Source organism: Pantoea stewartii (genome assembly GCF_011044475.1).
Classification (GTDB): domain Bacteria; phylum Pseudomonadota; class Gammaproteobacteria; order Enterobacterales; family Enterobacteriaceae; genus Pantoea; species Pantoea stewartii.
The window spans coordinates 4476317-4502217 of the sequence record NZ_CP049115.1 but is presented as its reverse complement, the minus strand read 5'-3'; the positions used below and the strand labels follow the sequence as shown (position 1 = coordinate 4502217).

Genomic DNA, 25901 nt, shown 5'->3' with positions numbered 1-25901 from the left:
ACAGGTTTGTTGTCCCTAAACTGTGACCGCGGCGAAGGAAATACCCGCCAGAGCCACTACAGATAATTCCGACTTTTTACCGCTTCGCCTGTTAACTGGAAACTTTCGGCGCGAATGAGGTCAATATGAGGATATGTTCACTCTGGAGGTAGGTCAGCATGTTGGCTTCGGCTTTCACGTTAATGCGCGCAAAAGCAGATTTCGTCCACCAGTTCATCCGCAATCCGCGCAAGATGGGCAGCATCACGCCGTCTTCCGAAGCGCTGTGTCGCACCATGGTGGAAGCGGTCGACTGGCGTCATCAATTCCGGATCGCTGAGTTAGGCGCAGGCGATGGTGTGCTGACGCGTCGCCTGCTGGCAAAGATGGCACCTGAGGCCACACTGGACGTATTTGAAATCAGCAGCGCGCTGGCACAAAAGCTTAACGCGCTGGATGATGAACGCATGACGGTACGCACCTGCTCGGCGGAGTACCTGAACGGCAGCTATGACGCTATTTTTTCTGGCCTTCCGCTTCTGTCGCTGTCGCCGGAACTGCGCGAGGCGATTTTGCAGGCGGTTTTCCACGCGCTGGGCCCAAACGGCGTCTTTGTACAGTTTCAGTACACATCCCTGACCCAGCCCGATTTGTCCCGTTACTTTACCTGGGAACGTCAGCGGGTTTTAAAAAACGTGCCGCCCGCCTGGGTTTACCGCTGCGCCCGTCACTATGCGCCCTGAGCGCTGTCGACCGCCGGGCGCGTTTGCAGCCAGAAATGGGTTAAAATGCTGCGTGCCCAGTCCGCCCCCTGCAGTTCGGCGCCATCGCTGTCTACATCGTCGGGCAGACAGGCATCCATAATCTGGCGATCAAATTCGGGATGGAACTGCATGGACAGCGCATTCGGCGAATAACGCAATACCTGGCAGGGATCTTTTTCTGACTGTGCCAGGATCGTCGACTGCGGCGGCGGTATCACCACCGACTGACGATGAGAAAGCCAGGCCTCGAAGTGTTCTGGCAGGGTCGCAAGCAGGGGATCGTGCTTCGCCGCGGTCGTCGTGTTCAGCGCCAGTAATCCCCGTTCCCAGCCATGAGGGTTGTCCGCGACTTTACCTCCCAGCGCATACGCCATGAGCTGATGGCCGTAGCACACGCCCAGTAGTGGCAGCTGCGCGTCCATCCCCGCGCGAACCCAGGCGGCGGTGCGTTCGCTCCACTCCTCATGGTCAGTCACCATTGCCCACGAACCGCTTAATACCGCGCCGGAGATTTCAGTAAACTGTGGCAACGGCTCACCCAGATGCGGACGGACGATAAGGTAATCTTCAGGCTGTAAATTCAGAGCATCAATAAACCAGACCGGTTGTTCACCGATTTTTTCGACCACACTGGCAGGAGGAACATCTAACTGAATCAGGGCAAGCGGCAAGGCAGGTGCATAAGTCATACCGAATCGGATCCTCACAGGCGTTAACGTTTCGGAAAATCAGTCTGACAGCAACTGTTGTAAAAGTCTTATGAATTTTTAGAGTTAACTAAATAAAAAAAACGTTAATCATTGTCTTAACCGCGCGGGTTCATGCCATGATTATCGGGTAACGTGTTTTTTCAAAGGATGACATTGTGGCAGTGCGGCATTTCTTTACGGTTTTGATGGTTGTGTCCATCTGGGCCTTTAATAACGTGGCGGTGAAATGGGGCTTAGTGGATTTACCGCCCCTGTTCCTGACCTGGATGCGGTTTTTCGTCGTGGCGATTGTCCTGGTGCCGTTTTGCCGGATTAACCGTCAACAGTTTCCCTGGCTGTTACTGTTGGCCTTTACGTTTGGCTTTATGCACTTCTCGCTGCTGTTTCTCGGCATGCGTTACACCGATGCCGGAACAGGAGCGATTGTGGTGCAACTGGGCACGCCGATTGCGATGCTGCTGGCGATGGTATTCCTGAAAGAGAAGCTGCGGCTTATCCAGCTTATCGGCATTATGATTTCGCTGAGCGGTGTAGTGGTGCTGTCCGGCAGCCCGACGATCCCCGCCTGGTGGGTGCTCTGTATCCTGCTGTGCAGCGCCACGGGCTGGGCGGTGAGCAATCTGATTGTGAAAAAATCGCCCCCGATTAAGCCGCTGACCATGACGGGCTGGATCGCGTTTCTGGCGTTGCCCATTGTCGGCGCGGCCAGCTATATGTCCGAATCACATCAGCTTTATGCCCTGCAACATGCGGGCTGGCGCGGCTGGTTTGCCATTCTCTACAGTGCGATTGCCTCTTCGGTAGTCGCCTATACCTTGTGGTATTCACTGCTGAAGAAATACAACGTTAACCTGATTATGCCCTACTCCCTGCTGACACCGGTGCTGGCAGTGATCATGGGCATTGTGGTGCTGGGCGACAGCCTGAACAGTTTCAAAATTATTGGTGCCTCGCTGGTGATCCTCGGCACTACCATTGCGGTAATCAACCTGCGTAATCTGCGCATGCACGCCCGGTTTCCGCGCTTACGACGTCGTTAAAGGCACATGCTATGCTTCAGGAATCGTCCGCTTAAGGAGCCTGTAGCATGAATCATCTGGCCAACGCACTCTGGCAGCAGATGTGGCAGGGATTGCATGGCAACCCTGCGCCACACGCGCTGCCCGTTTTCACCGATCACGCGACCTTTTCCTCCGCCTATGCCGTCAGTGAACTGGCGGCCACCAGTCTGGGATTAGCGACGCAGGGCATCGCTGATTTACTCAGTCGTCCTGTCCGTGCACAGATCAATGTCCGCCTTGCCTCACGCTGGTTCCAGCACAGTTTTATGCCGCTTAACCGCCCTGCACCCGCACTGTGGGATGCCTTCGCGGGCGATTACGCCTGCCGCAACGGCTGGATCCGTCTGCATACCAATGCGCCCCACCATCGCCTGGCGATGGAGAGCGTGCTGGGTCAGCATCCGGATCGGGATGCGCTGGCGCGGGAAGTGGCGCAGTGGCAGGCTACCGAGCTGGAGCAGGCCGTGATTGACGCTGGCGGTTGCGCTGCCGAAATGCGCAGTGCTGAAGCCTGGCGACAGCATCCGCAGGGACTGGCCGTCATACATGAACCGTTGTTTGCCCGGCAGACCATGACCGAAGGCCCTGCGGTCGACTGGGCGTTGCCCGACGCGCGTCCGTTACTGGGTATCAGGGTGCTGGATCTGACGCGCATCATCGCTGGCCCGGTGGCCACGCGCTTTCTCGCCAGCCTGGGGGCAAATGTGTTGCGTATCGATCCACCCGGCTGGCAGGAACCGGGCGCGGATGAGGAGCTTGCCTGCGGCAAGCGCCGCGCCGTGCTGGACCTGAAACAGCCCGCTGACCGTGCGCAGTTTATCTGGTTGCTGAAACAGGCCGATGTGCTTGTGCACGGTTACCGTGCCGATGCGCTGGAAAAGCTGGGATTTGATGCGGAATCGCTGCAAAGCCTGTGTCCCGGCCTGGTGGACGTGGGCCTGAATGCCTGGGGCTGGCAGGGCCCCTGGCGCAACCGGCGCGGTTTCGACAGTCTGGTGCAGATGGGTTGCGGTATTGCCGAACAGGGCATGCGCTGGAAGCAACATACTGCACCGGTGCCTCTGCCGGTTCAGGCGCTGGATCATGCCACGGGTTACCTGATAGCGGCGGCCGTGCTGGCCGGTCTGCGTCAGCGCCTTCATGAAGGCAGCGGAAGCCAGACGCGCCTGTCGCTGGCGCGCACCGCCTGGCTGCTGGAGCAGCACCGTTACGCCAGCGACATGGCCCATTCGGGGATCATCCCGCAGCACAGCGACAATCAGCCCAGCCTGGAACTTACACCGTGGGGAATCGGCGTACGTCTGCACTCCGCCGCATGGCTGCCCGGCACCGCCCTGAAGTGTGCCACGCCCGGCTGCCCACCCGGCAGCCATCCGGCGACGTGGTAAATCAGGCGTCGTCGCCCTGCTCGCTGGCGCTTTCCACCAGCTCATCGTACATGGCCTGAATCGCTTCACGGCTCAGCTCGGCCAGGGTGCGGTAAAAGGCGGTAGTGGCATGCGCCTCGACTTTGCCCAGGAATGCGCCGCACCACGGCATCAGAAACGTATCAAACAGCGCCAGTTGAGCGGCGCTTTCGTCTGCCGCAGACTGATCTTCCAGCCATGACGCCGCCAGCAACAGCGCGCCAAAATGATCCGTCGGTGCTTCACCCAGCGGCATACCGCGCGAGGTTAAAAAAGCGCGGATCTCGGACTCCGGCTTTCCTTCCGGCCAGTGTGAGGCAAAGGGCGAAACGTTACGTGATTCGCCAACAAACAGCGCCTCATAGTCGGCAGTCAGTGCCTGCGGATCGCTGCTCTGCTGTAACCGTTTCAACAGCGCATCCTGCTCCAGCGGCCACTGCGCCGCCAGTTTGCCTTCGCGAATCAGCGTAAACAGCGGTGCCAGCAGGGGATCCTGCGGATGGCGGTTAAACAGCGAGCCGATAATGCGGCACAGAATGGAAAACTCATTCATGAGTCAGAATTCCTTGAAGGAGAAAAATTAAAAGTCCGCCAGCTCGGGGATCGTCTTGCCCGTGCGCAGTGCCAGAAAATCGAGCAGGCGACGCGGCGTGACATTTAACACGCGATCCTCCGGAAAATCCACTTCTCTGGCGATACGCAGGCAGTGCTCAAAATTGCCCAAGGTAAACGCCGTATGGGAATCAGAGCCGAAGGCCAGGCGTCCACCCGCCTTGCCGACGGCTTCGGCAATCGCCCGGCAGTTCGGTTCGCTGCCCGGACGCGAATAGGTAAAGGAGGAATTGTTCAGCTCCAGCGCCACATCGTAGTGTGCGGCCGCTTCGGTAATCGCCGGGATATCAACGGGATATTTCGGGTTGCCGGGATGGCTGATGATGTGCACTAACCCTCCCGCCATGGCGGCAATCATCGCCTCGGTATTCTGAGTAAGGTCGCGCGGTGCATAGACGGGTTCGTGGAAGCCCGCCACAATCAGATCCAGCGATTCCAGCATCGGGCCGGAACAGTCAATTTCGCCCTGCTGGTTTTTGATGTTGGCCTCGATGCCGCGCAGGATCGCCACACCGTCAATGATGCGGGGCCAGATGCGCATATTCACAAAGTGCCAGTAGTGCGGTGCATCGGCCATATCCGGGCCGTGATCGGTGATGGCAAACAGTTTCAGTCCGTTCAGTTTAGCCTGCGCGACGTAATCATGTAGCGTACTGTAGGCGTGGGTGCTGGCAACTGTGTGCATGTGAAGATCGACGGGATACATTGTCTGCTCCTGTAGGGGCCGGTTACGGCCCGAATCGTTAATAGCCACGTTGGCGATCGACGTAGCCCTGTGGGTTTTCACCTGCTTCAAGTTGAGTAATCGCGCGGGCAATGTAGTCCATCGCTTCCTCTTTCAGGGTGACCGCCGCATTATGCGGAGTAATTGTGACGCGCGGATGGAACCACAACGGATGATCGGCAGGCAGTGGCTCGACCTGGAAAACATCCAGTGCGGCGCCCTTTATTTGCCCGCTATCCAGGGCGGTGAGCAAATCGGCTTCCACAACCTGATCCCCACGAGCGAGGTTAAGGAAAAACGCGCCCTGCGGCAACCGGGCTAACAGTTTCTGATCAATCAGATTGCGCGTTTCTGCGGTGCTGGGCAGCAGATTGATCAGTACCTGAGTGTCACGCAGGAAATCGTCCAGCGCGTCGCGCCCGGCGAAGCTGGTCACACCGGCAATCTGCTTGGCTGAACGGCTCCAGACGCGCACCGGGAATCCCCAGGCCGCCAGGCTTTTCGCCACCTGTTGCCCCAGCACGCCCGCGCCTAAAATCCCGATATGAAACTGGTCACGCGAATACGACGGCAGCGGTTGCCACTGGGCCGACTGCTGCTGCTGTTGGTAATCATCAAAGCGCCGAAACCAGCCCAGCACCCGACAGACCGCGTACTCCTGCATCTGTTGCGCCATGCCTGTGTCTTCCAGACGATAAAGGGGAACACTGTCTGCCAGCATGTCCGGGTTTTGCTGCAGCTGACGCAAAATTTCGTCTACGCCCGCCCCCAGCGCAAATACCCCTTTCAGGTCATTGCGGCCCCGCAGCATGGCCGGCGGCGGCGAACGGACCAGCGCATAATCTGCCGGGGACGTATCGTCGGTCGTCCAGTGACGGACACGTGCATGAGGTAAGCGCTGCTGTAATCCGCTGATCCAGTCGTCAGCAGGTTGCGATGGATGAAACCAGATGATGTCCATAGTGATCCTCTTTTTTTCTCAGCCTCGGGGAAAAGTGGTCTCAGGGCAAGCGGAGCCTGAAAAAAAGCACAAAATTTCGCAGGCTATGATCATCAATAAGTTACGCGGCTTCACATTTCCGCCGGACGAAAGGGTGAAAATTGCGGTTAAGGTCTAAAGTTGGAGAGTGGTCAATGCGTGACACATGATCACATTTCGGACAAGGAGAAACACCGATGAGAAACACTGAGGTAACAACGACTAAACGGTCTCAACGTCATGCGCCCGTTTTGCTTGGCGTGTTGTTAAGTGCGACCGTTTTCAGCACCTGGGCAGCCGAGGATTCCCGATTACTGACCAGTCAACCCCAGCCGCCCGATGTCCGTTTAGGACCGTTGTTCAATGCCGTACAACAGGCAAAATTTTACCCTGACCAAAAGACGTTTGCAGATGCCGTGCCTAAATATGATCCGTCCTCCATTCTGGCCGACTGGCAGATGCAGAAGAATCAGCGCGGTTTTGATTTAAAGCGCTTCGTCGCCGCGAATTTCACTCTGCCCACCGACAGTGACAAATATGTGCCGCCTGCGGGCCAGAACCTTCGTGACCATATTAACGGCCTGTGGCCGGTGTTAACGCGGACGACAAGTAACACAGGAAAATATGACTCGTTGCTGCCGTTGCCCAAACCCTATGTGGTGCCAGGCGGGCGTTTCCGTGAGGTTTACTACTGGGACAGCTACTTTACCATGCTCGGCCTGGCGGAAAGCGGCCACTGGGATAAAGTGCAGGATATGGTGGACAACTTCGCCTCGCTGCTGGATCGCTATGGCCACATTCCCAACGGCAACCGCACTTATTACCTGAGTCGCTCGCAGCCGCCATTCTTTAGCCTGATGGTGGATCTGCTGGCGACGCATGAAGGCGATAACGTCTATGTGCGTTATTTGCCGCAGTTACAAAAAGAGTACGATTACTGGATGGCCGACAGCGATAGCGTCGCCGCAGGTAATGCCAGCAAGCGGGTGATTAAACTGGCCGACGGGACAGTGCTGAACCGCTACTGGGATGCACGCGACGTGCCGCGTACCGAGTCATGGATGGACGACATTGCAACGGCAAACAAAGCGCCACAGCGCAACAAAGCAGAGATGTATCGCGATCTGCGCGCCGGTGCGGCATCGGGCTGGGATTTCAGCTCGCGCTGGTTTACCGATGCGCATAACCTTTCGACCATCCGCACCACGCAACTGGCCCCGGTCGATCTCAACAGCCTGATGTTCCATCTGGAAAAAACGCTCTCGACGGCGTATCGCCTGAATAAACAGGATGCGCAGGCTAAAGCCTTTGCCGATCGGGCTGAAAAACGTCAGGCGGCAATTAACCGCTATCTGTGGGACAGCAAACAGGGCTGGTACGCCGACTACGACTGGAAAACGCGTAAAATTCATCCGCAGCTAACGGCTGCTACGCTGTTTCCGCTCTATATGCAGATTGCCAGTGACAAACAGGCTGACAGCACCGCCAGCGCGGTGGAAAAACAGCTGCTGAAACCGGGCGGTCTGGTGACCACCACAGTGAACAACGGCCAGCAATGGGACGCTCCCAACGGCTGGGCACCGCTGCAGTGGGTGGCCGTTGAAGGGCTGGAGCACTATAAAAAGCCGCAACTGGCGCAGCAGGTGGGCCTGCGTTTCCTGCGTAACGTTCAGCTGACGTACGATAAAGAGCATAAGCTGGTCGAAAAATACGTGGTCGAAGGCAACAATCTTGGCGGCGGCGGCGGTGGTGAATATCCGCTTCAGGACGGTTTTGGCTGGACGAACGGGGTCACGTTAAAATTGCTGGATAAATATTGTCCGAAAGATAAAACCTGTAACAGCGCCCACGATATTCCCGAGGCGCAAAGCAGCGCGAAATAAAGCGAGCAGGCGAGAGATCGCGTTAACATAAAAAAGGCCCGCTGCGAAGCGGGCCTTTTTTGGTTATCTGCGTACGTTAACTGCGTACTTTGCGGTAGATAAACAGCACAACCAGCGCGCCGATGACCGCGACGACAAAGCTACCGAAGTTGAACCCGTCCACACGGCCAAAGCCGAAGAAGGTACTGATCCACCCACCGACAACGGCACCCACGATACCCAGAATAATAGTAATGATGAATCCACCACCATCTTTGCCTGGCATGATCCACTTCGCCAGGATACCAGCGATTAAACCAAAGATGATCCATGAAATAATACCCATCTGTTACTCCTTCCTTTTGGTTAGTCAATGGCGATCGCCTGATTAATCAAGCGGTTCACGCGCTTAGTATAGTCGCAATTTTTAAAAATGCTGCGCGTGAAGGTTATGATAGTGGTTATTGTGTTAAAGCTTTATTATTGTCAGCCGATAACGAACGGGTAGTAACAGGATAAATATAAATGATAAAGCGTTGCTCATCGGGAGCCAGCAAGTGAAAGAAGCCGATAAAGAACATTATCTCAAACGTGGCACGCTGGCGGTTCTGGGCGTCATGAAAGACCTGCTTCAGGTGCAAACACCTTTGCTGGTGAATTTCTCACGCGGGCAGTTTATCAGCCGTATGCTGGCGGCGGATGAAAACCGCATTGTTTTTGATCTGGGCAGTAATAATCTGGATAACGACTACGCACTGCAGTGCAACGATATTACCGTGTTTGCCGAAACCCAGGGCGCGAAGGTTGAATTTGCCTTACCTGGGCTTGAGAAAACGGAATTCGACGGCCTGCCTGCATTTCAGGCAACGTTACCGGAGGTGTTATGGCAAATTCAGCGGCGTGAATTCTTCCGCATCAGCGCACCGATGGACCCGCAGTTCTGGTGTCACTGCACATGGCCTGACGGCTCGGCTGCCCGACTGCGATTACAGGATTTATCGTTAGGCGGTATCGGCGTGCTGGTGGACGACGCGATGCCGGACGGCCTGAAAAGCGGCGACGATTTTAAAAATCTTCAGGTGGAACTGGGTGAATACGGCCAGTTTAACGTCAATGCGACGTTGATGCATATTGGTGAACGCAGCATGATTACCAGTAAAAATGAAACCAAAGTTACGCCGCGGCTGAGCTTCCGTTTTACGGCACTCGAACCCCATCAGGAACGGCAGTTGCAGCAGGTGATTTTTAGCCTGGAGCGGCTGGCGCGCGACAAAGCGCAACGCTTCCAGTAACCTCCGCTCTTTTCCCGCGCCGCACATCCGCGGCGCATCCAGGCTATGCTTTCCTTGCTTTCTCGTTTAACCGGAACCAGCAAGGAGACACTCCCCAATGGAAAACTGGCTCAGTTTGCGTCATTTTCAGTCCATTCTTTTTAATCAAACTCTGTGGATCAACAGCGCCATCGTCATCGTTGCCACCCTCGTTATTTACTGGTTGCTGCGCAGCCTGATCAGTTTCGTGTCCAACCGCATTGCGCACTTCAGCGAAGACCGCCACGTTCGCTTTACCGGCATCCTGGTGGAAATACTGCGCAGCACCAGCCACCTGCTGCTGCTGATTTTTTCGCTGCTGATTGCCCTGCGTTTCATCGATTTGCCCGACTCGTGGCGCTCGACGGTTTCTCACAGCTGGTTCCTGGCGCTGATTGTGCAACTGGCGTTGTGGATCGACTGCGGCATTCGCCTGTGGTTAAAAAGCCTGCTGCGCGATCCGCTTCACGTGCGCAATCCGGTGACGACCGTCATTCTGGGGATTCTGTTGCGGGTCGTGGTGTGGGTCATGATGCTGCTGGCGATTCTGTCGAATATGGGCATCGACATCACGGCGCTGGTAGCCAGCCTGGGCGTGGGCGGTATTGCCATCGCCCTGGCGATTCAGACCGTCCTGAGTGATGTGTTTGCTTCCCTGGCGATTGGCTTTGATAAGCCTTTTGAGCACGGCGATTTTATCGTATTTGGCGATATTGCCGGCACTATTGAGCATATTGGCCTGAAAACCACGCGGCTGCGTAGCCTGAGCGGTGAGCAGATCGTCTGTTCCAATACCATTTTGTTGCAGCAGACGATTCATAACTACAAGCGGATGCAGCAACGTCGTCTGGTGTTTACATTCGGTATCAGCTACGCCACGCCGTCTGAGCAGGTGCGAGAAATCAGCGAACTGGTGAAAACCATCATTCAGGGTATTGAAATGACGCGCTTTGACCGCGCCCATTTTCTGGCCTTCGATGACTCGAAGCTGACCTTTGAAGTGGTCTACTTTGTGCTGAGCGCCGACTACAACGTCTATATGGATATTCAGCAGGAGATTAACCTGCAACTGATGGCGGCGCTGGAAGAACGCAATATTCGCTTTGCCTTTCCGATCCGTCAGGTCGAATTCAGCGGCGGAAGTTTACCGCCGGTCGATCTTAAACCGGTGCCGGACGATGAAGAGACTGTCCCGCAACGCGTCAGTCGTTAACCTCGCTGTACTGAGGGCTGGCTGTTACAGTCTGGCCCTCATTTTCCGTTCATTGTGGCTGATAGCGACAGCGGGTCACCGCGTTTTTCCAGCCCTGATAGTTATCCTGCATGTGCTGCGCCAGATGGGTGCGCGGCATGATGATCGGCCCGCCCTGCAAGGCCAGCATATCGTCGCCCTGCTGCCACCATCCCAGCCCTTTTCCTGCCAGCAGTGCCGCCCCCAGCGCAGAGGCTTCGGCGGTCGGCGCGCAGTGCAGCGGACGTTGCAATACGTCGGCCTGAAACTGCATTAGCCAGGGGTTTTGCGTGGCGCTGCCGTCAACACACAAGGCCGGAAGCGCTGTGCCGCAGGCCTCTTCCATGGCAAAAAACACGTCAGCAATCTGCCAGCAGATGGATTCCAGCGCCACCCGCGCCAGTACGGCGGGCGTGGCCGCATCGGTCAGGCCGCAGATCAGGCCTCTGGCCTTGAGATCCCACCACGGTGCCCCCAGCCCCGACAGCGCCGGAACAAAATAGCAGCCCTGATTATCATCACAGCCTTCAGCCAGTGCCGTAAGTTGCCGGGGATCGTGAATGCCCAGCATCGTCCCCAGCCAGGCGGCCCCGGACCCGGTGTGCGTGATATTACCTTCAAAGGCAAAGCGCGCCTGGCCGTCGTGCCAGGCAACGGTGGTGCTGAGCCCGTTATCGGTCAGCAGCGGCGTGGCCATCGACATCATCAGCGATGATCCAGTGCCGTAAGTGGCTTTGACCACTTCCGCCGTGCCGCGTCGCTGAGCATAAAGCGCGGCATGAGAATCGCCGATGCGCGCCAGGATCGGTGTGCCGGGTGCGAGTCCCGGTATATCGCTCACGCATATCATGCCTGCCACGCTCGCCGACGCGACAATCGGTGGCAGCGCCGCACGCGGCAGGCTGAACAGTGACAGCAGTTCATCGTCCCAGTCATTGCGGTGCAGGCTGTAAAGCTGCGTGCGCGCGGCATTGGCATGATCGGTCACAAATGTCGTGCCCGCCGTCAGTTGCCAGGTCAGCCAGCTGTCCACGGTGCCGATGCACAGTTCCCCCGCCGCTGCCCGGGCGAAACCGTCCGGTATGGCTGCCAGCATGCCGGCCAGTTTGGCGGCCGGGAACATCGGATCGACCGCCAGGCCCGTCAGAGCGCTGATGCGCGCGGCGCTGCCCGACTGCTGTAAATCCCGGCAAAACGATTCTGACCGACGATCCTGCCAGCTCACCAGCGGCGTTAACGGCACGCCATCACGGCGCTGCCAGATCAGTACGGATTCGCGCTGGTTACTGATAGCCACCCCTGCCACGCTTGCTCCGTCGCACTGCGCCAGGCAGTCGATGATGGCCTGCCTGACGGCTGACCATATGGTCTGGGGATCCTGTTCTGCCAGGCCGGGTTGCGGATGTTGTAACGTTAAACCGTGACTGCCGCGCGCCACCATGCGTCCCTTTCGATCGACAGCGACCGCTTTGGCATTGGTGGTGCCTTCATCAATGGCCAGAATCACCGACTCCCGCATCGTCAGCCTCCTGCACAGAGGCGTAACGCCTGCGCGGCGATGCTGCTGGCATCAATGCCATGGTGCGCGCGCGTGGCGGCCCGATCGCCGGCTATGGCATATTCGCCGTTGGCAATCCCCAGCCGCAGAAGCTTAACCGGCAAGCCGTATTCCGCCAGCACCTCCGCCACCAGGCTGCCTACGCCGCCATTAATGTTATGCTCTTCCACCGTAATCACGGCGCGGAAGTGGCTGAGCAGATTGTGCAACTGCTGCGTATTACAGGGGCGAATGGACGGAACCGAAATCACGGCGGCAGAAACGCCCTGCTTTTCCAGTTGCTCTGCAGCGGTCACGGCTTCATGTACCGTCGAGCCCATGGCAACAAGCGCAATATCGTGGCCTTCTCGCAGCCGGTCAATCTGACCGGGCCGGAAGCGGTAATTTTCGTCGTGCAACGACGGCAGCGCTTTGCCGTCCAGCCGGATATAAACCGGCCCCCTGTGGTCAAGCGCATAATCGATAATTTGGCGGCACTCGACTGGACAGGCGGGCGCATAAATTTCGATATTGCCGAATCCACGCATGACGGCGATGTCATCGATGCTGTGATGGGTGCTGGCAAGCGGACCATAGCTGGCTCCGGCATTCAGTCCAAACAGCTTTACGTTAGTATTGTTGTAGCAGACATCGATTTTGATCTGCTCATTGGCGCGCGAAATCAGAAAGGGCGCGGCGTTACAGGTCACGGCGATTTTGCCGCCCAGCGCCAGGCCAGCGGCTGTGCTGACCAGCGCCTGTTCTGCAATACCGACGTTAACCAGACGACCGGGAAAGGCGTCAATAAAGGGCGCAATCTTCGCGGTGGAGGTCGAATCCGCCACGACCGGCACCACATCGATGCCGCGATGTACGGCATCTGTTAACGCGTCGACCATGACGTTGGCCAGGTGTTGTGCATTACTCATCGTTTAATTCCTCCAGTGCCCGCGCAATCTCGTCCCCTTTCGGCACCCGATGGTGCCATTCGGCTTGTCCCTGAATAAACGAGATGCCAAAGCCCTTTTCGGTGTGCGCGATAATGACCTGTGGCTTACCGTTCACAGGCAGGTTTTCCAGCGTATTCACCACTGCGGCCATGTCATTGCCGTTGCATTCCCTGACCTCCAGACCAAAGGCGCGCCATTTTTCTGCCAGTGGATCGGTATTGAGAATGTCACGCGTTGCACCCGCCAGTTGCAGCTTGTTCTTGTCGTTTATGATGATGAGGTTATCCAGGCCATAGTGCGCGGCTACCAGCGCGGCTTCCCAGTTGCTGCCTTCTGCCAGCTCACCGTCGCCGGTCACCACAAACACACGGCGCGGGCTGTGGCTCTTTTTCGCCGCCAGCGCAATGCCCACCGCCACGGGCAATCCGTGACCCAGCGCACCGGTATTGAGTTCAACGCCCGGGGTTTTCTGCCGTACCGGATGGCCCGGCAACGCAGAATCGGCATGTTGATAGGTAGGCAGCCAGTCCAGCGGGAAATAGCCGGCTTCCGCCAGCACGCAATAGTATCCTCCCACAGCATGACCTTTTGACTGGATATAGATATCACGTTGATCGTCTTCCGTTCGATCCGGTGCACAATTCAGAATGCGAAAATAGAGCGCGGTCAGAATCTCAACCTGTGACAGATCGGCACCGGTATGCCCGCCTGCCGGACTGCCCGCGTTAAGCTGGATGATGCGGCGGCGTACGGCCCGGGCCTTTTTTTCGAGCGCATCCACAGAAAGCGTAAATGGATTCATATTTCACCCTTGAATTTTAAGTCGAGCTTGAATATATATTCAGAGAGGGTACAACTCTCCCTTCTTTCGCCGTGATGACAGCAATAACCTACCCTTTCATCGCCTGCTATTACGCGCAGAAACACAACAGCCTTAACAGTCATGAATATATATTCAATAATGATTTTATATTCAAAGCTACTATGCGCCCGACGAACGACGGCGTCTATGCACGAAGTGATAAAAAGCGAAAACGATCACAAATTGCCCTGGATTGTGCTTTTCACGTCAGTGGTTAACAATGTCGGGCAGAATACGAGAGGAAAAACAGATGGCGAAGCAGGACGAACAGCGGCTCATGGTGAAAATTGCCACGCTCTACTATGTCGAAGGCAGGAAGCAATCCGATATTGCGCAGTTACTTAAGCTGTCCCAGTCGTTTGTTTCACGCATCCTGACCCGCAGTGTGAAAGAAGGCGTGGTGAAAATTAGCGTGGTTCCCCCCGCCAACGTTTTTCCTGAACTGGAAAAAGCGATCGAGCAAACCTATCAGTTACCTCAGGCCATCGTAGTGGATGTGGCAGAACAGGCTTCTGTCAGCGAAATTAAACAGGCGATTGGATCGGCGGCGGCTCACTATCTGGAGACGCGACTGCGTCCCGATGAACTGATCGGCATCTCTTCCTGGAGCGGCACCATTCGCTGTATGGTCGATGCGTTGCATCCGCTGAATGCCTCATGCAAAGGGGTGATTCAGCTCCTGGGCGGCGTGGGGGCGAACGGCAACGTGCAGGCGACTATCCTGACGCAAAACCTGGCCGCCCTGCTGAACTGTCCGGCCTGGCTGCTGCCTTCGCAGTCGATTGAACATTCGGTGAGCGACCGTCAGCGGCTGGCGGCCAATCCGGAGGTGGCCGAGGTGCTGAATAAGTTCGGCGAAGTAGACCTGGCGATTGTCGGCATCGGCGACCTGGAGCCGTCCGCCCTGTTGCGCAACTCCGGTAACTATTACGATGCAACCATGTTGCGCACGCTGGCAGCGCGCGGTGCGGTCGGCGATATCTGTCTGCATTATTTTGACGAACAGGGCCAGCCCGTGCTGCAGGCCGACGAAGATCCGGTGATTGGTATGGAACTGGAACAGGTCAGACAGTGTTCGCAGGTGGTGGCGCTGGCGGGTGGCAAAGAGAAGGCCCAGGCGATTCGCGGAGCCCTGCGCGGCGGTTATGTCAATGTGCTGATCGTCGATTATCCGACGGCCCGGCTGCTGGTGGGTTAAGTGTTTTCTCCTCACCTTCTGTCAGGTGAGGAGAAAAAACGCGACTCAGCTGATAGCCCGGTAGGCCGTGGTGACTTTCCATAAGTAACGCGGTGCCTGAGCCGCCGGATGCTTGTTCTGCACGTGCTGGTAGAATTCGTCCGGCGTCATGGCGTTAATCATGGCAATCGCGCGGTCACGATCGCGCGAGAACGTGCGAAGCAATGCCCCGGCACCGTTAGCGTAAGAAACAATCGTGGCATAACGCAGCGTGAGTGGATCGCGGATGCCGGACAGCGCAGACTGCTGGAGGATTTTGATATAGGCGGTGCCGATCTCAATATTCCTGGCGGGATCGCGTAACTCAGCGGTGGTCGGTTGACCCCGGCGCCCCTGGGTGCGGTAGACTTCACGTCCGGCCGTTGCCGCTTTGATTTGCATCAGCCCGACAGCATTTGAACGGCTGACCACGCCCGGATTTCCTCCGGATTCCACATTAATAATCGCGCTAATCAGTTTCTCATCCACCCCGTACTGGCTGGCCGCGCTTTCGGTAAAGAGTGACCATGTGCCCGAAATACGCGACGGCGGTGCCTGCGTCAGCGGTGTATTCTTCTCTTTAACATACGTATGCGGCGGTTCACTGGCACAGCCTGTCAGCAATAATGCTGAAATGACAAAGTAGCGAATTTTAAGCAATTTTTTATCTCGTCGCAGAAGTGGCGGAAGCTATCATACCTGGCAGGGTAAATTGCAAAATTACCGTTTATCCTAATTACAGTAGTCGGATGACTTATTGGCACTTTTTCGTCATTATCGTGACGTCTGTCACTGACTAATTTCAGGAATTTACTATGACGTCACGTTCAATCCGTCTTATCGCCCCTTCAGGTTATTGCCACAATCAGCCTGCAGCCCATCTGGGGGTTGAACGCCTGCGCGCAGCGGGGCACCAGGTTGAAAATACGGGGGCAATCGCACGGCGTTTTCAACGTTTTGCCGGTACGGATTCGGAACGCTTAGACGATATCAATGCGCTGGCCGATCTGGCGACCTTACCTGATATTGTGCTGGCAGTGCGCGGCGGCTACGGTGCCACGCGCCTGCTGCCCTCAATGAACTATGCCGCGTTACAGCGCCGCTTAGCGGACCAGCCGCTGGCACTGTGTGGCCACAGCGACTTCACCGTGATTCAACTGGCCTTACTGCAACACGCCGGAATAATCAGCTTCAGTGGGCCGATGCTGGCGGGCAACTTTGGCGCTGCGGTTTTATCCGAATTTACCCTGCAGCACTTTTGGCAGGCGCTGACATCACCTACAGTCAGTGTGAACTGGAAAAGTGACACGCCCGATAACGGTACCTGGCACGGTACGTTATGGGGAGGAAACCTGGCGATGATCAGCTCGCTTATCGGTACGCCGTGGATGCCGGCCATCACAGACGGCATTCTGGTGATTGAGGATGTGAATGAGCATCCGTTCCGGATTGAACGTATGCTGCTGCAGCTCCACCAGTGTGGGATTCTGGCGCAGCAACGGGCGATTATCACCGGCAGTTTCACCAGCACCGCCTTGTCCGACTACGATAACGGGTTTGACTTCGCCACGGTCTGGCAGTACCTCCGCGATCTGAGCGGTCTGCCCGTTATCAGCGATCTGGATTTCGGTCACGGCCCTGACACCGTGACCCTGCCGTTGGGTGCCAGGGCGACCTTAGCGGTACATCAGGGACAGGTCAGTTTACAGGCAAGCGGGCATCCCGTATTGCGCACATAACTGGAGTTGCAGGAGATCGACATTGAAGCCGCTGTATGACGATTTGTGGATCTCTACGCCGGAGTTTCCGGAAGACGATGCCGTCGATATCATGATGCATGGGTTTTTACTGCGCCATCCGCGCGGTAATTTACTGATTGGCCGGGTGGAAAATCCGCTCGATCATGAAGTGCTGGCCGATGAGAACGGCGTGATTCGCCATTATCTTACTCACTGGCATGAGTCTGCACCGGGCGCAGCGGTAATCCAGAAGCGTTTTAGCAGCGCGCTGTACTGTCACAGCCGCTCGCTCGGGCAAATCAGCCGCTTTGTGGAGCCGGACGATACTTTTACCCAGCAGGAAACTCATTTCGGTGATTTTCATCTGTTGCCCACGCCCGGCCATACGCCCGGCAGTTGCAGCTACCTCTACCATTCGCCGCAGGGGCCGACCTATTTATTTGTCGGGGATACGCTGACGCGTGATCATGACCGCTGGGTAACGGTGTTGGTACCCGACAGCAATCCTGCCGAACTGGCGGCGTCGCTGGAGCTTTACCGTAGCCTGCGTCCCGATGTGGTGCTGATGAGCACCACGCGTGGTCATCTGTCCTGGCAAAAGGTTACACTGCCCTGCTGGCTGGCCGCGATTGATGAGGCTGAGCAGCACCCGCTGGATTTGCGGCAGCAGGCGCTGCCCTCAGCATAGCGTTTTCGTCAGATAGTGACGCTGATGATGCATAATGTACTCGCCCAGCGTCAGCCGGACACGGTAACCCAGCTTTTCGTAAAACGGCTTTGCCTGAAAGCTGCCGGTATCCACCTGTGCAAAACGGCAGCCGCGCTGGCGGGCTTCCTGCTCGGCCGCCAGGACCAACTGGCGACCGGTGCCTTGCCCACGCAGCGCCTGTGCGACCCAGAGTAAATCAATGCGTAGCCAGTTGCCGGTGGTCGTGCCGGTCAATCCGGCCAGTTTCATGCCCTGCGCATCGCAGATGAACAGCCCAAGGGGTTTAATCAGGTCAGCATCGTAAAACTGACTGTTCCAGGCATTCAGGCCCAGCCGGATTTCATCCAGATCCTTACTGCTCACCGTGTCAGTCAGGGTAATCTGCATTTATCTTCCTTATCGCTGCGGGTCAGGAGTCGTTGCGCTGGCGATCATCGTAGCGCTCAAGGCTCAGCGCATCGACCTCACGCGTCGTGGTACGGCGGCACGGGATCAGATCGTCGCTGTCATGGTAGACAAAGAAGGTGTCGAGATTGCTTTTGTTCACAATCAACTGATCGCCGTTGCGAAAGCGTGTAATCGCGACCTTGTCGCCGTTATCCGTGCGGGTTTGCAGCTGGCCTGCGGCAATCTGGAAATGCTGTTTCGGCCAGTAGAGCGTGCTGAGCCCATATTGCGCCCGCGAGACGGTCATAACGGGACGTCCGGGACACTGGATCTGAAACTCACTTTCGCTCCATGCGGATGCGCTGAAACCGGCGATCAGGCACAGGGCAAGACGGGCTGCTTTCATCTGATTCCTCCACTGAAAATAAGGGCGGCCACATGTCAGGTGGCGCTAAGACGCTGTAAGCAGGGGTAAAGCATCGCGCGGTGAGCGCGACCGCGCAATAAAAAACGGCACATCAGGCCGTAAGAGACGCGTGACTGGCTGCCGCCAGCGGGATGACACTCGCGCATGCGGATACCAGGCGCGACGGATGAAACTTACTCTGCCGCAACCTCCGCCGCGACCAGCATCAAGGCCAGACCGGCAGGTTCGTTGTCGAAACTGCTCATGACATCGCGGATTTCTGCCGCACAGGCAATCACCTGCTGCCTTTTCTCTGCGTCCAGCGCATCGATGGCATGGCGAATAATCATTAGACTGGCTTCTTCTTCTTTCATCTTTTATCCCTGAATTTGCTTAAGCGACGCGCAAAGATGGCAAGAATAACGTTTATTTGCACCGAAAGTCATCTTTTACATTCCCACTGCTTAACGATTGAACAAACGGCAAATCAACCCGGCGCGCGTAAACGCTATGATCATGTTATTTGTCGCGTTTCAGGCTAAAATCGATCATTCATTCTATGGACCGGGGCAGGAGCAGGCTATGTTGCGACCAGGATTTTTCATTTTTATGGCACTGCTCTCAGGCTGTTCCTCTTCGCCGAAAGGCTTGGAGTGTCCGGGCGACGTCAGCACCATTTACGGTCAGTCACTGGGGCAAACGCAGGGAACGGTATTCGATCTGGTCACCGCGTTCAGCGTCAGTCGGGATGGCGTAAACGTGCAGAGCGGGCCGCTTCAGTCGCTGGATCGCTTTCAGTATGTCCCCTCTGCGGTGACGTCTGAAGGTTACTACGCCCAGCGCCTGTCCGATAAACAGTTTCGTCTGATCAACCCTTATCAGGACACCATGATTACCTGGACCTGTCCGTAAAGCGGGCAATCCTGACACTGCGTGATATAGTGTCAGGAAACGTCAAGCGACAGGTCAGGCTCATCATGGAAAAACGGCTGGATAACAACGGTTATATTGATTTCCCGTTCCCTGCTACCCGCAATGCAGATGGCTCTGTTAATCCCTGCGGTATCGACCTGACCCTGGAGACAGAACGGCTGGACGAGATCGCCGTGATTCGTCACTCCCCTAACCTGCAACGTTTACTGGAAGAGGTGAATCTGCAGGAAGGCCTGTTTATGACCCTGGCCTGCGACTGGCAGCAGCAGGAAAACGCGGTATGCGGATTCATTGATATCGCCTTTCGGCCCGAACTCCTTCACTGTTCTCACAAGGAGGCACTCCAGCTAGAAGCCGCCTTTTATGACTATCTGAAGGAACAAGAGCAGCAGCACGCGCTGGCAGCCGACACGCTGGTGAACTTTGCCCGTTGTGTACTTGACTGGGGCTGGTCACCACTACAGCAGCGCCAGCGCCATTATGAAAAAATCACGATTCAGTATTACTGCCAGCAGGCCGAGGATGCCGAGTGGTGCTTTGACCATCTGCGGCATTTTCTGGTGAGCTGGTATCCCAACACGCGATCCCATCCACGTCATCCCGTCAGGTGAAACAGCTGGTAATAATTTTCCTCGCCGGGCCCTCCGCGTGGTGGCGTTAACGCGCCCTGTCCGCTTCATGCCCGTCTCTCCGCGCCTTCCGCCAGTCCGATGGCCATCACCAGGCGGAGTTTTCATCTGGTCAATTCCCCCCTGACAGACGATTAATGCGTCTAAACGCAGCATAGTGGCGAAGGTTTGCTACGCTTTAAATGACTGTGATAACCAAGGAGATGAAGCATGTCAGGAAAAATTGAAGATGCCGTAAAAGAAGTCGCCGGTGCCGCAGAGCAACAATGGGGTGAAGTCACCGATTCGCCGCGTCACCGCGCCCGTGGTGCAGCCCGCCGCTACACCAACCAGGCATCCTATGCCGCACGCGATGCCGCCGACTGCATCAAAGATCAGATGCAGTCTAACCCGTTTGCGGGTCTGGCGGTCGCGGCCGGTGTGGGCGTCGTACTGGGCTTCCTGCTCGGTCGTAAGTAAGTTCAAAACGGGGGCGTTTGCTCCCGTTTTTCCTTTATGTCAGCTCCCGCGTGTGGTCGTCTTTATTGAGTGTCATCAGGGCCGGGATGGAAACCAGTGCCGTTGCCATCATATACCAGGCCGGAATATCCAGATTGCCCGTCTGCTTAATCAACCCTGTAATAATTAAACCCGCACAGCCGGAAAACACCGCATTGGATAACGCATAGGCGACACCCAGCCCGGTATAACGTACCGTTGTTGGAAACATTTCCGACAGCATCGCAGGCCCCGGCCCGGCGAGCAAACCAACCAGTCCCCCCGCTATCAGCACCACCAGCGCTTTTAGCAGCAAACTCACGCCATCCGCCTGCACTATTTTCAATAGCGGCATCGCCATAAGTAGCAGGAGTACGCTGGCGCTAACCATGACACGACGCCGACCAACGCGATCACTGACGATGCCCGCCGGGATAATTGTCAATGCGAAGCCCACATTAGCGATCACGGCAATCAGCAGCGCCTGATTCATACCGGTATGTAGCGCCGACTGCAAATAGCCGGGCATGATCACCAGACAGGTATAGCCTGCGGAGGACCACAGCATGACGCGCGCGATCGCCAGGAAAATAATTTTTATCGTCTGGCGCGGTGCAGCCCTGACGCGCTGCTGTTGCTGGCGTACAAAGTCCGGCGTTTCTGTGATTGCCAGACGCAACCATAGCGCAACCAGGCCCAGCGGTAACGCCAGCCAAAACGGAATGCGCCAGCCCCATGCCAGCATCGCCTGCGGGCTGAGCAGCCAGGACAGCAGCGCCACCAGCCCCACGCCGGCCAACAGGCCAAACGCCACGGTCAGCGACTGCCAGGCACCATAGCGTCCACGTTGACCGCGCGGCGCAAATTCGGTCATCAGCGCCACCGCCCCGCCATATTCGCCGCCGGCAAATAGCCCTTGCAGGATACGCAGTGCCGTAAGCAGCACGGGCGCGAGAATGCCCGCCGTCGCATAGGTGGGAATTAACCCGATAGCGGTGGTCGCCAGCGTCATCAATATCAGGACGGTAATCAGGACAGGCTTGCGGCCCAGGCGGTCGCCCAGTCGGCCAAACACCAGGGCGCCAAGGGGGCGAAAAAAGAACGCAATGGCAAAGGACGCCCAGGTCAGGATCAGGCCACTCAGCGCTGACTCGCCCTGAAGCTGAAAAAAATTGTGCGCAATAATTGTGGCGAGGAAACCGTAGATGGCAAATTCATACCATTCGATAAAGTTGCCTACCGCACCCGCGATCAGTGCGCGTTTTGAGTGTTTTACGGGTGAAAGAGGCGTTTCCATTCAGGGTTCCTCCGGGATTTATGCAAAATCAGTACGGCGTTGACAGTGAGAGTATAGAATTTCAGCCGATACGATTTTGTCTCCCGGACGAAAATAATCACATCACACCCTGGCGCCCTGCCCTGCGCGCAGTGCCGACAGCAATATACCGCTGGACACTGTACGTAAAGAGTTGCTGCGTCATCAGGACATTCGGCCAGCCGGGCATGAAGTTTCTTACCCGTTGAATATTTTACGCATCACAGTACGTAAAGCGATGAATGCCTGACAGGACGGGAGCATTCGCGCGGCTGAGGCACGTACACTGGAATAGTCGCTAAACGCGCCGCAGGGCTTTACATAGCAGATCGTGTCAGGGGGAAAAACCGGATACCGCGTGGCAGCAAAACGCCGGATGCAAAAACCCACCAGACAGCAGACACAGCTTGGCTGTCTGTTATAGCCTGGGGCTATGGCTCGCGGGTATAACGTTGCGCATCTTCCGCCATGCGGCCCGACGGCTCAGCCTTTAGCGCCGACTGTTCACGTCAGGCAGACAGCGAGCTGTCAACGGCATTCCCTCGGCCTTTCCGTTCTGAATCCTAAACCAATAAGCCGGCCAAATACGAAGCGCAGAAACGGGAATTTACGCATCATGGCGGGCATCTTACTTTGCCCGCTGGCACGTGGCTTGTTGCTGCTCATTTTAATTTGCAGGAACTGGGTCGCCACGGTAGGAAACTGACGGCGTTTCTGGACCTTATGGAGATCGCTTAACTTCAGCGTTCCCCTGCGCAGTGGTCGCGTTAACAGGTTCGCCGCCGCCACCGCATCCTGAATCGCCAGGTTAACCCCAACCCCGCCGATCGGTGACATAGCATGCGCCGCATCGCCAATGCACAGCACGCCCGGTTTTGCCCATTGGTCCAGACGGTCTATCCGGATAGACAACAGTTTGAGTTTTTCCCAACTGTCGACCTCCGCCAGACGTGAAGCGGCAAAGGGCGAAACCGCCGCAATAGTGTCTTTAAGCGCATCCAGCCCCTGCGCCTGTAAGGCCTCAAACTGGCCTTTGGGAATGGTAAGACCACACTGCCAGTAATCCCCCCGATCAATGACGATAAAATTGTTGCGCGGGCCGGTATGGCCCATGCCGGTCAGCGGATCGTCGGGCTGTTTATTGAGGTGGAACCAGAGAACGTCGCGCGGCGCGCCGAAATGCTGACTGCTGAGCCCGGCCTGGGCACGAATAACGGAATCCCGTCCGTCCGCTCCCACCACCAGACGGGCGCGAATTTCCATTGGCTGGCCTGCCTGCTCCGCCCGTACGCCGCACACCTGACCATTCTCGGTGATCAACTCACGACACACGGTCGATTTAAGCAGTGTAAAACCTGAAAACTGCGCGCTTTTCTCCGCCAGAAAATTCAGAAAGTCCCACTGCGGCATAAAGGCAATAAAGCGGCAACGCACCGGCAGGCGGGAGAAGTCGGCCATCGTGACCTCTTCACCGCCCATTTCTGCCTGCAGTTTTTCGACACGCTGATGCGGCAGCGTGAGCAGCGCATCAAGTAAGCCCAGATGGTGCATGATTTGAAGGGTGGAGGGATGAATGGTATCGCCACGAAAGTCGCGCAGAAAATCAGCGTGCTTCTCCAGCACTACCACCTGCAACCCTGCGCGGGCCAGGAGATAAGCCAGCATTAACCCTGCCGGACCGCCGCCAATGATACAACAGTCGGCGCTGTCGTGTTTTGAAGATGACATAGTGACTCCCTCATACTGTATCTGGTGAGTCTAAGCCAGTATCGACGATATTCGTACCGAAGGAATGTGGGGCTATTCAGATCGCCGTCGGAAAAAGCTGCATACGCTGGCCGATCAGGTTTCAGGTTCTGACTGTTTTATCTCAACCAGCACCAGCGGGCATTTTTTGACCTGACAGGCATGATGGTAAGCCAGCGAACAAACCGCACAGTAATCGGCCGAGTCGGAAGAGTATTCGTACTCCTGAAAGTAACGGAATCCGCCTCTGTCATCATTGGCACGCGCACTATAGAACGCGTGGTCGGCAAGCTGCGCATCCAGTTGTCTGAATGTCAGCGCGTTAGGATTGTGGTAACCCACTTTAATACGATATGTCGTCATGCAGACATCATCATCGCCAGCGCACCTTCTCGCAAATTGTTATCGTTGTTGATTGTGATAGATGGAGGTTATCGAAACAGCGCCTGCAAACGATATGGTAATCCGGTGTTTACACCGCTTGCGTTTCACAAAACAGGGAGAACAGTTGCTCTCCCGATTAACGAACTGGATTGACAGGCAGCTATGGACTAAATGTAACCTTCCATTTACATCCCACCCTTAACTTCATAATAAAAAAGTCAAGACATCATTACATTGTCAAGCTTAATAAATAAATGCCATCTGTCTGTAAGTAGACACAACAGGACAAAAAATTCCTGACTAATTCGTGCATTATTGCGCAAATATTAAATACAACAACAAAAAGCTAGCATTTTAAAAACAACAAACACAGAGCCTTATCATATCCATATTGCTTTTTTATAAAATTAAAATCACAGCAAACTACGTGTAGAGTGAGATAAAAGTCATACGCACCACATTTTTATCTTAAAGTGCGATAGTTTTTTTGATCGCGCCGGTGGAATTAACCGAAAATTCCTGGAGAAAACAAAATCGTCTTAACTTGCTACAAGTCACGTGCTTCTTTAGTTCAAAATAAATTGCACAACTGTGGGAGGAATCGCGTTTTTGTAGACACAGAAATGAAAGAGCCCATCTTCGGAATATTCCCTGCATAAAACGCGAGTCATCTGGCCAACACATTGAATCAGAAGATTTAATGATGATATGGTTATCACACCTTCCTAAACGAGCAGCAGGACCGGCTTATGCGAAGGATTACGCGAGAAAGCATTTATTGCTTTAGTTGTCGATACCGATGTGAATTGGCCAGCGAGCTAACAGAAGAAATTAAACGTTGCCCGATCCAGAAAGTGTCCATTTGGCCCGCAAAGAATTACTTCTTAATGAATGGCGTTTTATCCCTGGTGTCGGGACGATATGAAAGTTTATTTATTAAAGGCTGCATGTTTGTTGATTTTTCATCACATAACATCCGTTTTTTCACCAACCATAACTGGCTGGACTATTTAAAATCACCGGGGTTAATCATCATCCTGGTTTGCGATCGCCGACTGGCGTCCCTCGCAGCCTTCTGGAAAAAACAGGACAAAAGCATCAATACGGTGATCTATCCGGGAACGGGGATTACCGAGATGAAAAAATCAATAAACGCATGTTATTACGGTTTAAAAGGAGGTGAAAAAAAAGGTGTTAATCCGTTAACCAGCGATGAGGTTAATTTTCTGGAACTGGTGAGTCATGGATTATCTCTGGGTGAAATTTCAGAAAAAATGCGCCTTGGCGTAAAAAAGATTTATTGCATAAAAGATTCAGTGCGCCGCAAGACGGGAACCAGCCTGAATCAGTTGTTCTCCAGTTAATAATGTAAAAGGAAAATACAATCATGTTAAATACTAAGGCTATGATCTTACCTCTGTTAATCAGCACGGCTCTGGTATCAGGACAGGCACTGGCAAATTCTGCTAACACTATTAACTTTCAGGGCGAAGTGAGCGATGAAACCTGTTCAGTAAGTGTGAATGGTAATGAAAGCGCCCCGCTTGTACTCATGCCAACCGTGGCCGTGAATGAATTAGATACGAGCGGAAAAGTTGCCGGTAAGACGGACTTCTCCGTGTCCATCAGCGGCTGTACCGGGTCCACAAATTCCACCCGTGTATCCACCGTGTTTGTGGGTAACAATGTGAGTGCTGCCGGTAACCTGAAAAACAGTGGTAATGCCGAAAACGTCGAAATCCAGTTGCTGGATCCGGCAGGTAAAGAAATTAATTTAACCAGCACCTATACCGGTGACGGTGATTTGACCCTGAGCTCAGGCGAAACCGAAAAATCAGCGACCTATTCTGCCCAGTATCTGGCTACTGATGTAGCCACTGCGGGTACCATCAGCGCTTCACTTCAGTATGCCGTGACTTATCAGTAATCCTTACCCGGTGCACTCCCATAAAGCGGAGTGCACAATAAATGAT

At 55.5% G+C, this 25901-nt stretch carries 29 protein-coding genes; 14 read left to right on the top strand and 15 right to left on the bottom strand.

The features are described 5' to 3' along the window. Positions 1-158: 158 nt before the first annotated feature. Positions 159-722: a class I SAM-dependent methyltransferase gene (locus tag G5574_RS21265; protein WP_162286833.1), complete on the top strand. Its 564-nt coding sequence runs from the start codon at positions 159-161 to the stop codon at positions 720-722. Here G5574_RS21265 and G5574_RS21260 read toward each other — a convergent pair. Then, positions 710-1432 (bottom strand): glutamine amidotransferase, encoded by a 723-nt coding sequence (locus tag G5574_RS21260; protein ID WP_033737507.1) that lies wholly within the window; start codon positions 1430-1432, stop codon positions 710-712. The two genes, G5574_RS21265 and G5574_RS21260, sit on opposite strands and share 13 nt — an antisense overlap. Positions 1433-1608: 176 nt before the next feature. Between G5574_RS21260 and G5574_RS21255 the strand changes: the two genes are divergently transcribed. After that, positions 1609-2493, top strand: coding sequence for a DMT family transporter (locus tag G5574_RS21255; protein ID WP_006119699.1), 885 nt, complete (start codon positions 1609-1611; stop codon positions 2491-2493). Between the two features lie 47 nt (positions 2494-2540). Beyond that, positions 2541-3902: a CoA transferase gene (locus G5574_RS21250; RefSeq protein ID WP_164483150.1), complete on the top strand. Its 1362-nt coding sequence runs from the start codon at positions 2541-2543 to the stop codon at positions 3900-3902. Between the two features lies 1 nt (position 3903). Here the strand turns inward: G5574_RS21250 and G5574_RS21245 are convergent, their stop codons facing one another. The 3 genes from G5574_RS21245 to ghrA are packed head-to-tail and all read right to left on the bottom strand — an operon-like array spanning position 3904 to position 6217. Continuing rightward, complete coding sequence (locus G5574_RS21245) at positions 3904-4473, bottom strand: TorD/DmsD family molecular chaperone (protein WP_164483149.1); 570 nt, start codon at positions 4471-4473, stop codon at positions 3904-3906. Between the two features lie 27 nt (positions 4474-4500). Then, complete coding sequence (locus tag G5574_RS21240; protein WP_164483148.1) at positions 4501-5238, bottom strand: phosphatase; 738 nt, start codon at positions 5236-5238, stop codon at positions 4501-4503. 37 nt (positions 5239-5275) lie between these two features. After that, positions 5276-6217 carry a glyoxylate/hydroxypyruvate reductase GhrA gene (ghrA, locus tag G5574_RS21235; protein ID WP_058701366.1) on the bottom strand — a complete coding sequence of 314 codons (942 nt, stop codon included), beginning with the start codon at positions 6215-6217 and terminating at the stop codon, positions 5276-5278. Between the two features lie 215 nt (positions 6218-6432). Here ghrA and treA point away from each other — a divergent pair, with 215 nt between their 5' ends. Beyond that, entirely contained in the window at positions 6433-8118 is a 1686-nt protein-coding gene (gene treA / locus G5574_RS21230; RefSeq protein WP_058708479.1) for an alpha,alpha-trehalase TreA, read from the top strand. Positions 8119-8194: 76 nt separating this feature from the next. Here treA and G5574_RS21225 read toward each other — a convergent pair whose 3' ends face one another. Further along, positions 8195-8443, bottom strand: coding sequence for a GlsB/YeaQ/YmgE family stress response membrane protein (locus tag G5574_RS21225; protein ID WP_033737514.1), 249 nt, complete (start codon positions 8441-8443; stop codon positions 8195-8197). Positions 8444-8654: 211 nt separating this feature from the next. Between G5574_RS21225 and G5574_RS21220 the strand changes: the two genes are divergently transcribed. Both G5574_RS21220 and G5574_RS21215 read left to right on the top strand, forming a co-directional pair. Further along, positions 8655-9389 carry a flagellar brake protein gene (locus tag G5574_RS21220; RefSeq protein WP_164483147.1) on the top strand — a complete coding sequence of 245 codons (735 nt, stop codon included), beginning with the start codon at positions 8655-8657 and terminating at the stop codon, positions 9387-9389. Positions 9390-9486: 97 nt separating this feature from the next. Beyond that, positions 9487-10620 carry a mechanosensitive ion channel family protein gene (locus G5574_RS21215; RefSeq protein WP_033737515.1) on the top strand — a complete coding sequence of 378 codons (1134 nt, stop codon included), beginning with the start codon at positions 9487-9489 and terminating at the stop codon, positions 10618-10620. Between the two features lie 49 nt (positions 10621-10669). Here G5574_RS21215 and G5574_RS21210 read toward each other — a convergent pair whose 3' ends face one another. The 3 genes from G5574_RS21210 to G5574_RS21200 are packed head-to-tail and all read right to left on the bottom strand — an operon-like array spanning position 10670 to position 13927. Continuing rightward, positions 10670-12157 carry an FGGY family carbohydrate kinase gene (locus G5574_RS21210; RefSeq protein ID WP_164483146.1) on the bottom strand — a complete coding sequence of 496 codons (1488 nt, stop codon included), beginning with the start codon at positions 12155-12157 and terminating at the stop codon, positions 10670-10672. Positions 12158-12159: 2 nt separating this feature from the next. Continuing rightward, positions 12160-13104, bottom strand: a complete 945-nt coding sequence (locus tag G5574_RS21205; protein WP_006119709.1) for a transketolase family protein — start codon at positions 13102-13104, stop codon at positions 12160-12162. Continuing rightward, positions 13097-13927, bottom strand: a complete 831-nt coding sequence (locus tag G5574_RS21200) for a transketolase (RefSeq protein WP_006119710.1) — start codon at positions 13925-13927, stop codon at positions 13097-13099. Before G5574_RS21200 ends, G5574_RS21205 begins: the two co-directional genes overlap by 8 nt. Before the next feature lie 310 nt (positions 13928-14237). Between G5574_RS21200 and G5574_RS21195 the strand changes: the two genes are divergently transcribed. Beyond that, entirely contained in the window at positions 14238-15185 is a 948-nt protein-coding gene (locus G5574_RS21195) for a sugar-binding transcriptional regulator (RefSeq protein WP_006119711.1), read from the top strand. Between the two features lie 45 nt (positions 15186-15230). Here G5574_RS21195 and emtA read toward each other — a convergent pair whose 3' ends face one another. Next, the gene (gene emtA, locus G5574_RS21190) at positions 15231-15863 is read right to left on the bottom strand and encodes a membrane-bound lytic murein transglycosylase EmtA (RefSeq protein WP_006119712.1); all 633 of its coding nucleotides are present in this window, start codon (positions 15861-15863) and stop codon (positions 15231-15233) included. Positions 15864-16018: 155 nt separating this feature from the next. Between emtA and ldcA the strand changes: the two genes are divergently transcribed. Together ldcA and G5574_RS21180 are read left to right on the top strand one after the other, a co-directional pair. Then, entirely contained in the window at positions 16019-16942 is a 924-nt protein-coding gene (gene ldcA, locus G5574_RS21185; protein WP_058708481.1) for a muramoyltetrapeptide carboxypeptidase, read from the top strand. Between the two features lie 22 nt (positions 16943-16964). After that, positions 16965-17630: an MBL fold metallo-hydrolase gene (locus G5574_RS21180; RefSeq protein WP_033737520.1), complete on the top strand. Its 666-nt coding sequence runs from the start codon at positions 16965-16967 to the stop codon at positions 17628-17630. Here the strand turns inward: G5574_RS21180 and G5574_RS21175 are convergent. From G5574_RS21175 to G5574_RS21165, 3 genes are all read right to left on the bottom strand, one after another. Further along, on the bottom strand, positions 17622-18038 hold the full coding sequence (locus tag G5574_RS21175) for a GNAT family N-acetyltransferase (protein WP_164483145.1): 417 nt from the start codon (positions 18036-18038) through the stop codon (positions 17622-17624). The genes G5574_RS21180 and G5574_RS21175 overlap by 9 nt on opposite strands. A gap of 22 nt (positions 18039-18060) precedes the next feature. Beyond that, positions 18061-18444 (bottom strand): hypothetical protein, encoded by a 384-nt coding sequence (locus G5574_RS21170; protein WP_033737521.1) that lies wholly within the window; start codon positions 18442-18444, stop codon positions 18061-18063. Between the two features lie 194 nt (positions 18445-18638). Then, the gene (locus G5574_RS21165) at positions 18639-18818 is read right to left on the bottom strand and encodes a hypothetical protein (RefSeq protein WP_006119718.1); all 180 of its coding nucleotides are present in this window, start codon (positions 18816-18818) and stop codon (positions 18639-18641) included. A 208-nt stretch (positions 18819-19026) separates the two neighbouring features. On the opposite strand from G5574_RS21165, the gene G5574_RS21160 reads away from it, so the two are divergent. From G5574_RS21160 to G5574_RS21150, 3 genes are all read left to right on the top strand, one after another. Continuing rightward, the gene (locus G5574_RS21160) at positions 19027-19356 is read left to right on the top strand and encodes a hypothetical protein (protein ID WP_164483144.1); all 330 of its coding nucleotides are present in this window, start codon (positions 19027-19029) and stop codon (positions 19354-19356) included. Between the two features lie 65 nt (positions 19357-19421). Further along, on the top strand, positions 19422-19988 hold the full coding sequence (locus G5574_RS21155) for a hypothetical protein (protein ID WP_058708482.1): 567 nt from the start codon (positions 19422-19424) through the stop codon (positions 19986-19988). Positions 19989-20216: 228 nt separating this feature from the next. Then, the gene (locus tag G5574_RS21150) at positions 20217-20465 is read left to right on the top strand and encodes a glycine zipper domain-containing protein (protein ID WP_006119721.1); all 249 of its coding nucleotides are present in this window, start codon (positions 20217-20219) and stop codon (positions 20463-20465) included. Between the two features lie 34 nt (positions 20466-20499). On the opposite strand, the gene G5574_RS21145 is transcribed toward G5574_RS21150, so the two are convergent. From G5574_RS21145 to G5574_RS21135, 3 genes are all read right to left on the bottom strand, one after another. Then, positions 20500-21780: an MFS transporter gene (locus tag G5574_RS21145; protein ID WP_054634150.1), complete on the bottom strand. Its 1281-nt coding sequence runs from the start codon at positions 21778-21780 to the stop codon at positions 20500-20502. Between the two features lie 546 nt (positions 21781-22326). Beyond that, on the bottom strand, positions 22327-23526 hold the full coding sequence (locus G5574_RS21140) for an FAD-dependent oxidoreductase (protein ID WP_039341021.1): 1200 nt from the start codon (positions 23524-23526) through the stop codon (positions 22327-22329). A 114-nt stretch (positions 23527-23640) separates the two neighbouring features. Further along, complete coding sequence (locus tag G5574_RS21135) at positions 23641-23907, bottom strand: hypothetical protein (RefSeq protein ID WP_033737525.1); 267 nt, start codon at positions 23905-23907, stop codon at positions 23641-23643. Positions 23908-24734: 827 nt separating this feature from the next. On the opposite strand from G5574_RS21135, the gene G5574_RS21130 reads away from it, so the two are divergent. Continuing rightward, the gene (locus G5574_RS21130; protein ID WP_226375132.1) at positions 24735-25292 is read left to right on the top strand and encodes a helix-turn-helix domain-containing protein; all 558 of its coding nucleotides are present in this window, start codon (positions 24735-24737) and stop codon (positions 25290-25292) included. A 23-nt stretch (positions 25293-25315) separates the two neighbouring features. Further along, entirely contained in the window at positions 25316-25855 is a 540-nt protein-coding gene (locus tag G5574_RS21125; protein ID WP_039341028.1) for a fimbrial protein, read from the top strand. Positions 25856-25901: the final 46 nt, after the last annotated feature.

Excerpts from the sequence above, each read along its gene's own strand:
- G5574_RS21245 (WP_164483149.1), bottom strand. The coding sequence starts at position 4,473 with ATGAATGAGTTTTCCATTCTGTGCCGCATTATCGGCTCGCTGTTTAAC.
- G5574_RS21205 (WP_006119709.1), bottom strand. The coding sequence starts at position 13,104 with ATGAGTAATGCACAACACCTGGCCAACGTCATGGTCGACGCGTTAACA.
- G5574_RS21160 (WP_164483144.1), top strand. The coding sequence starts at position 19,027 with ATGTTGCGACCAGGATTTTTCATTTTTATGGCACTGCTCTCAGGCTGT.
- G5574_RS21210 (WP_164483146.1), bottom strand. The coding sequence starts at position 12,157 with ATGCGGGAGTCGGTGATTCTGGCCATTGATGAAGGCACCACCAATGCC.
- G5574_RS21250 (WP_164483150.1), top strand. The coding sequence starts at position 2,541 with ATGAATCATCTGGCCAACGCACTCTGGCAGCAGATGTGGCAGGGATTG.
- G5574_RS21240 (WP_164483148.1), bottom strand. The coding sequence starts at position 5,238 with ATGTATCCCGTCGATCTTCACATGCACACAGTTGCCAGCACCCACGCC.
- G5574_RS21195 (WP_006119711.1), top strand. The coding sequence starts at position 14,238 with ATGGCGAAGCAGGACGAACAGCGGCTCATGGTGAAAATTGCCACGCTC.
- G5574_RS21125 (WP_039341028.1), top strand. The coding sequence starts at position 25,316 with ATGTTAAATACTAAGGCTATGATCTTACCTCTGTTAATCAGCACGGCT.
- G5574_RS21265 (WP_162286833.1), top strand. The coding sequence starts at position 159 with ATGTTGGCTTCGGCTTTCACGTTAATGCGCGCAAAAGCAGATTTCGTC.
- G5574_RS21135 (WP_033737525.1), bottom strand. The coding sequence starts at position 23,907 with ATGACGACATATCGTATTAAAGTGGGTTACCACAATCCTAACGCGCTG.
- ghrA (WP_058701366.1), bottom strand. The coding sequence starts at position 6,217 with ATGGACATCATCTGGTTTCATCCATCGCAACCTGCTGACGACTGGATC.
- ldcA (WP_058708481.1), top strand. The coding sequence starts at position 16,019 with ATGACGTCACGTTCAATCCGTCTTATCGCCCCTTCAGGTTATTGCCAC.
- treA (WP_058708479.1), top strand. The coding sequence starts at position 6,433 with ATGAGAAACACTGAGGTAACAACGACTAAACGGTCTCAACGTCATGCG.
- G5574_RS21140 (WP_039341021.1), bottom strand. The coding sequence starts at position 23,526 with ATGTCATCTTCAAAACACGACAGCGCCGACTGTTGTATCATTGGCGGC.
- G5574_RS21165 (WP_006119718.1), bottom strand. The coding sequence starts at position 18,818 with ATGAAAGAAGAAGAAGCCAGTCTAATGATTATTCGCCATGCCATCGAT.
- G5574_RS21225 (WP_033737514.1), bottom strand. The coding sequence starts at position 8,443 with ATGGGTATTATTTCATGGATCATCTTTGGTTTAATCGCTGGTATCCTG.
- G5574_RS21150 (WP_006119721.1), top strand. The coding sequence starts at position 20,217 with ATGTCAGGAAAAATTGAAGATGCCGTAAAAGAAGTCGCCGGTGCCGCA.
- G5574_RS21175 (WP_164483145.1), bottom strand. The coding sequence starts at position 18,038 with ATGCAGATTACCCTGACTGACACGGTGAGCAGTAAGGATCTGGATGAA.
- G5574_RS21170 (WP_033737521.1), bottom strand. The coding sequence starts at position 18,444 with ATGAAAGCAGCCCGTCTTGCCCTGTGCCTGATCGCCGGTTTCAGCGCA.
- G5574_RS21145 (WP_054634150.1), bottom strand. The coding sequence starts at position 21,780 with ATGGAAACGCCTCTTTCACCCGTAAAACACTCAAAACGCGCACTGATC.
- G5574_RS21260 (WP_033737507.1), bottom strand. The coding sequence starts at position 1,432 with ATGACTTATGCACCTGCCTTGCCGCTTGCCCTGATTCAGTTAGATGTT.
- G5574_RS21155 (WP_058708482.1), top strand. The coding sequence starts at position 19,422 with ATGGAAAAACGGCTGGATAACAACGGTTATATTGATTTCCCGTTCCCT.
- G5574_RS21215 (WP_033737515.1), top strand. The coding sequence starts at position 9,487 with ATGGAAAACTGGCTCAGTTTGCGTCATTTTCAGTCCATTCTTTTTAAT.
- G5574_RS21200 (WP_006119710.1), bottom strand. The coding sequence starts at position 13,927 with ATGAATCCATTTACGCTTTCTGTGGATGCGCTCGAAAAAAAGGCCCGG.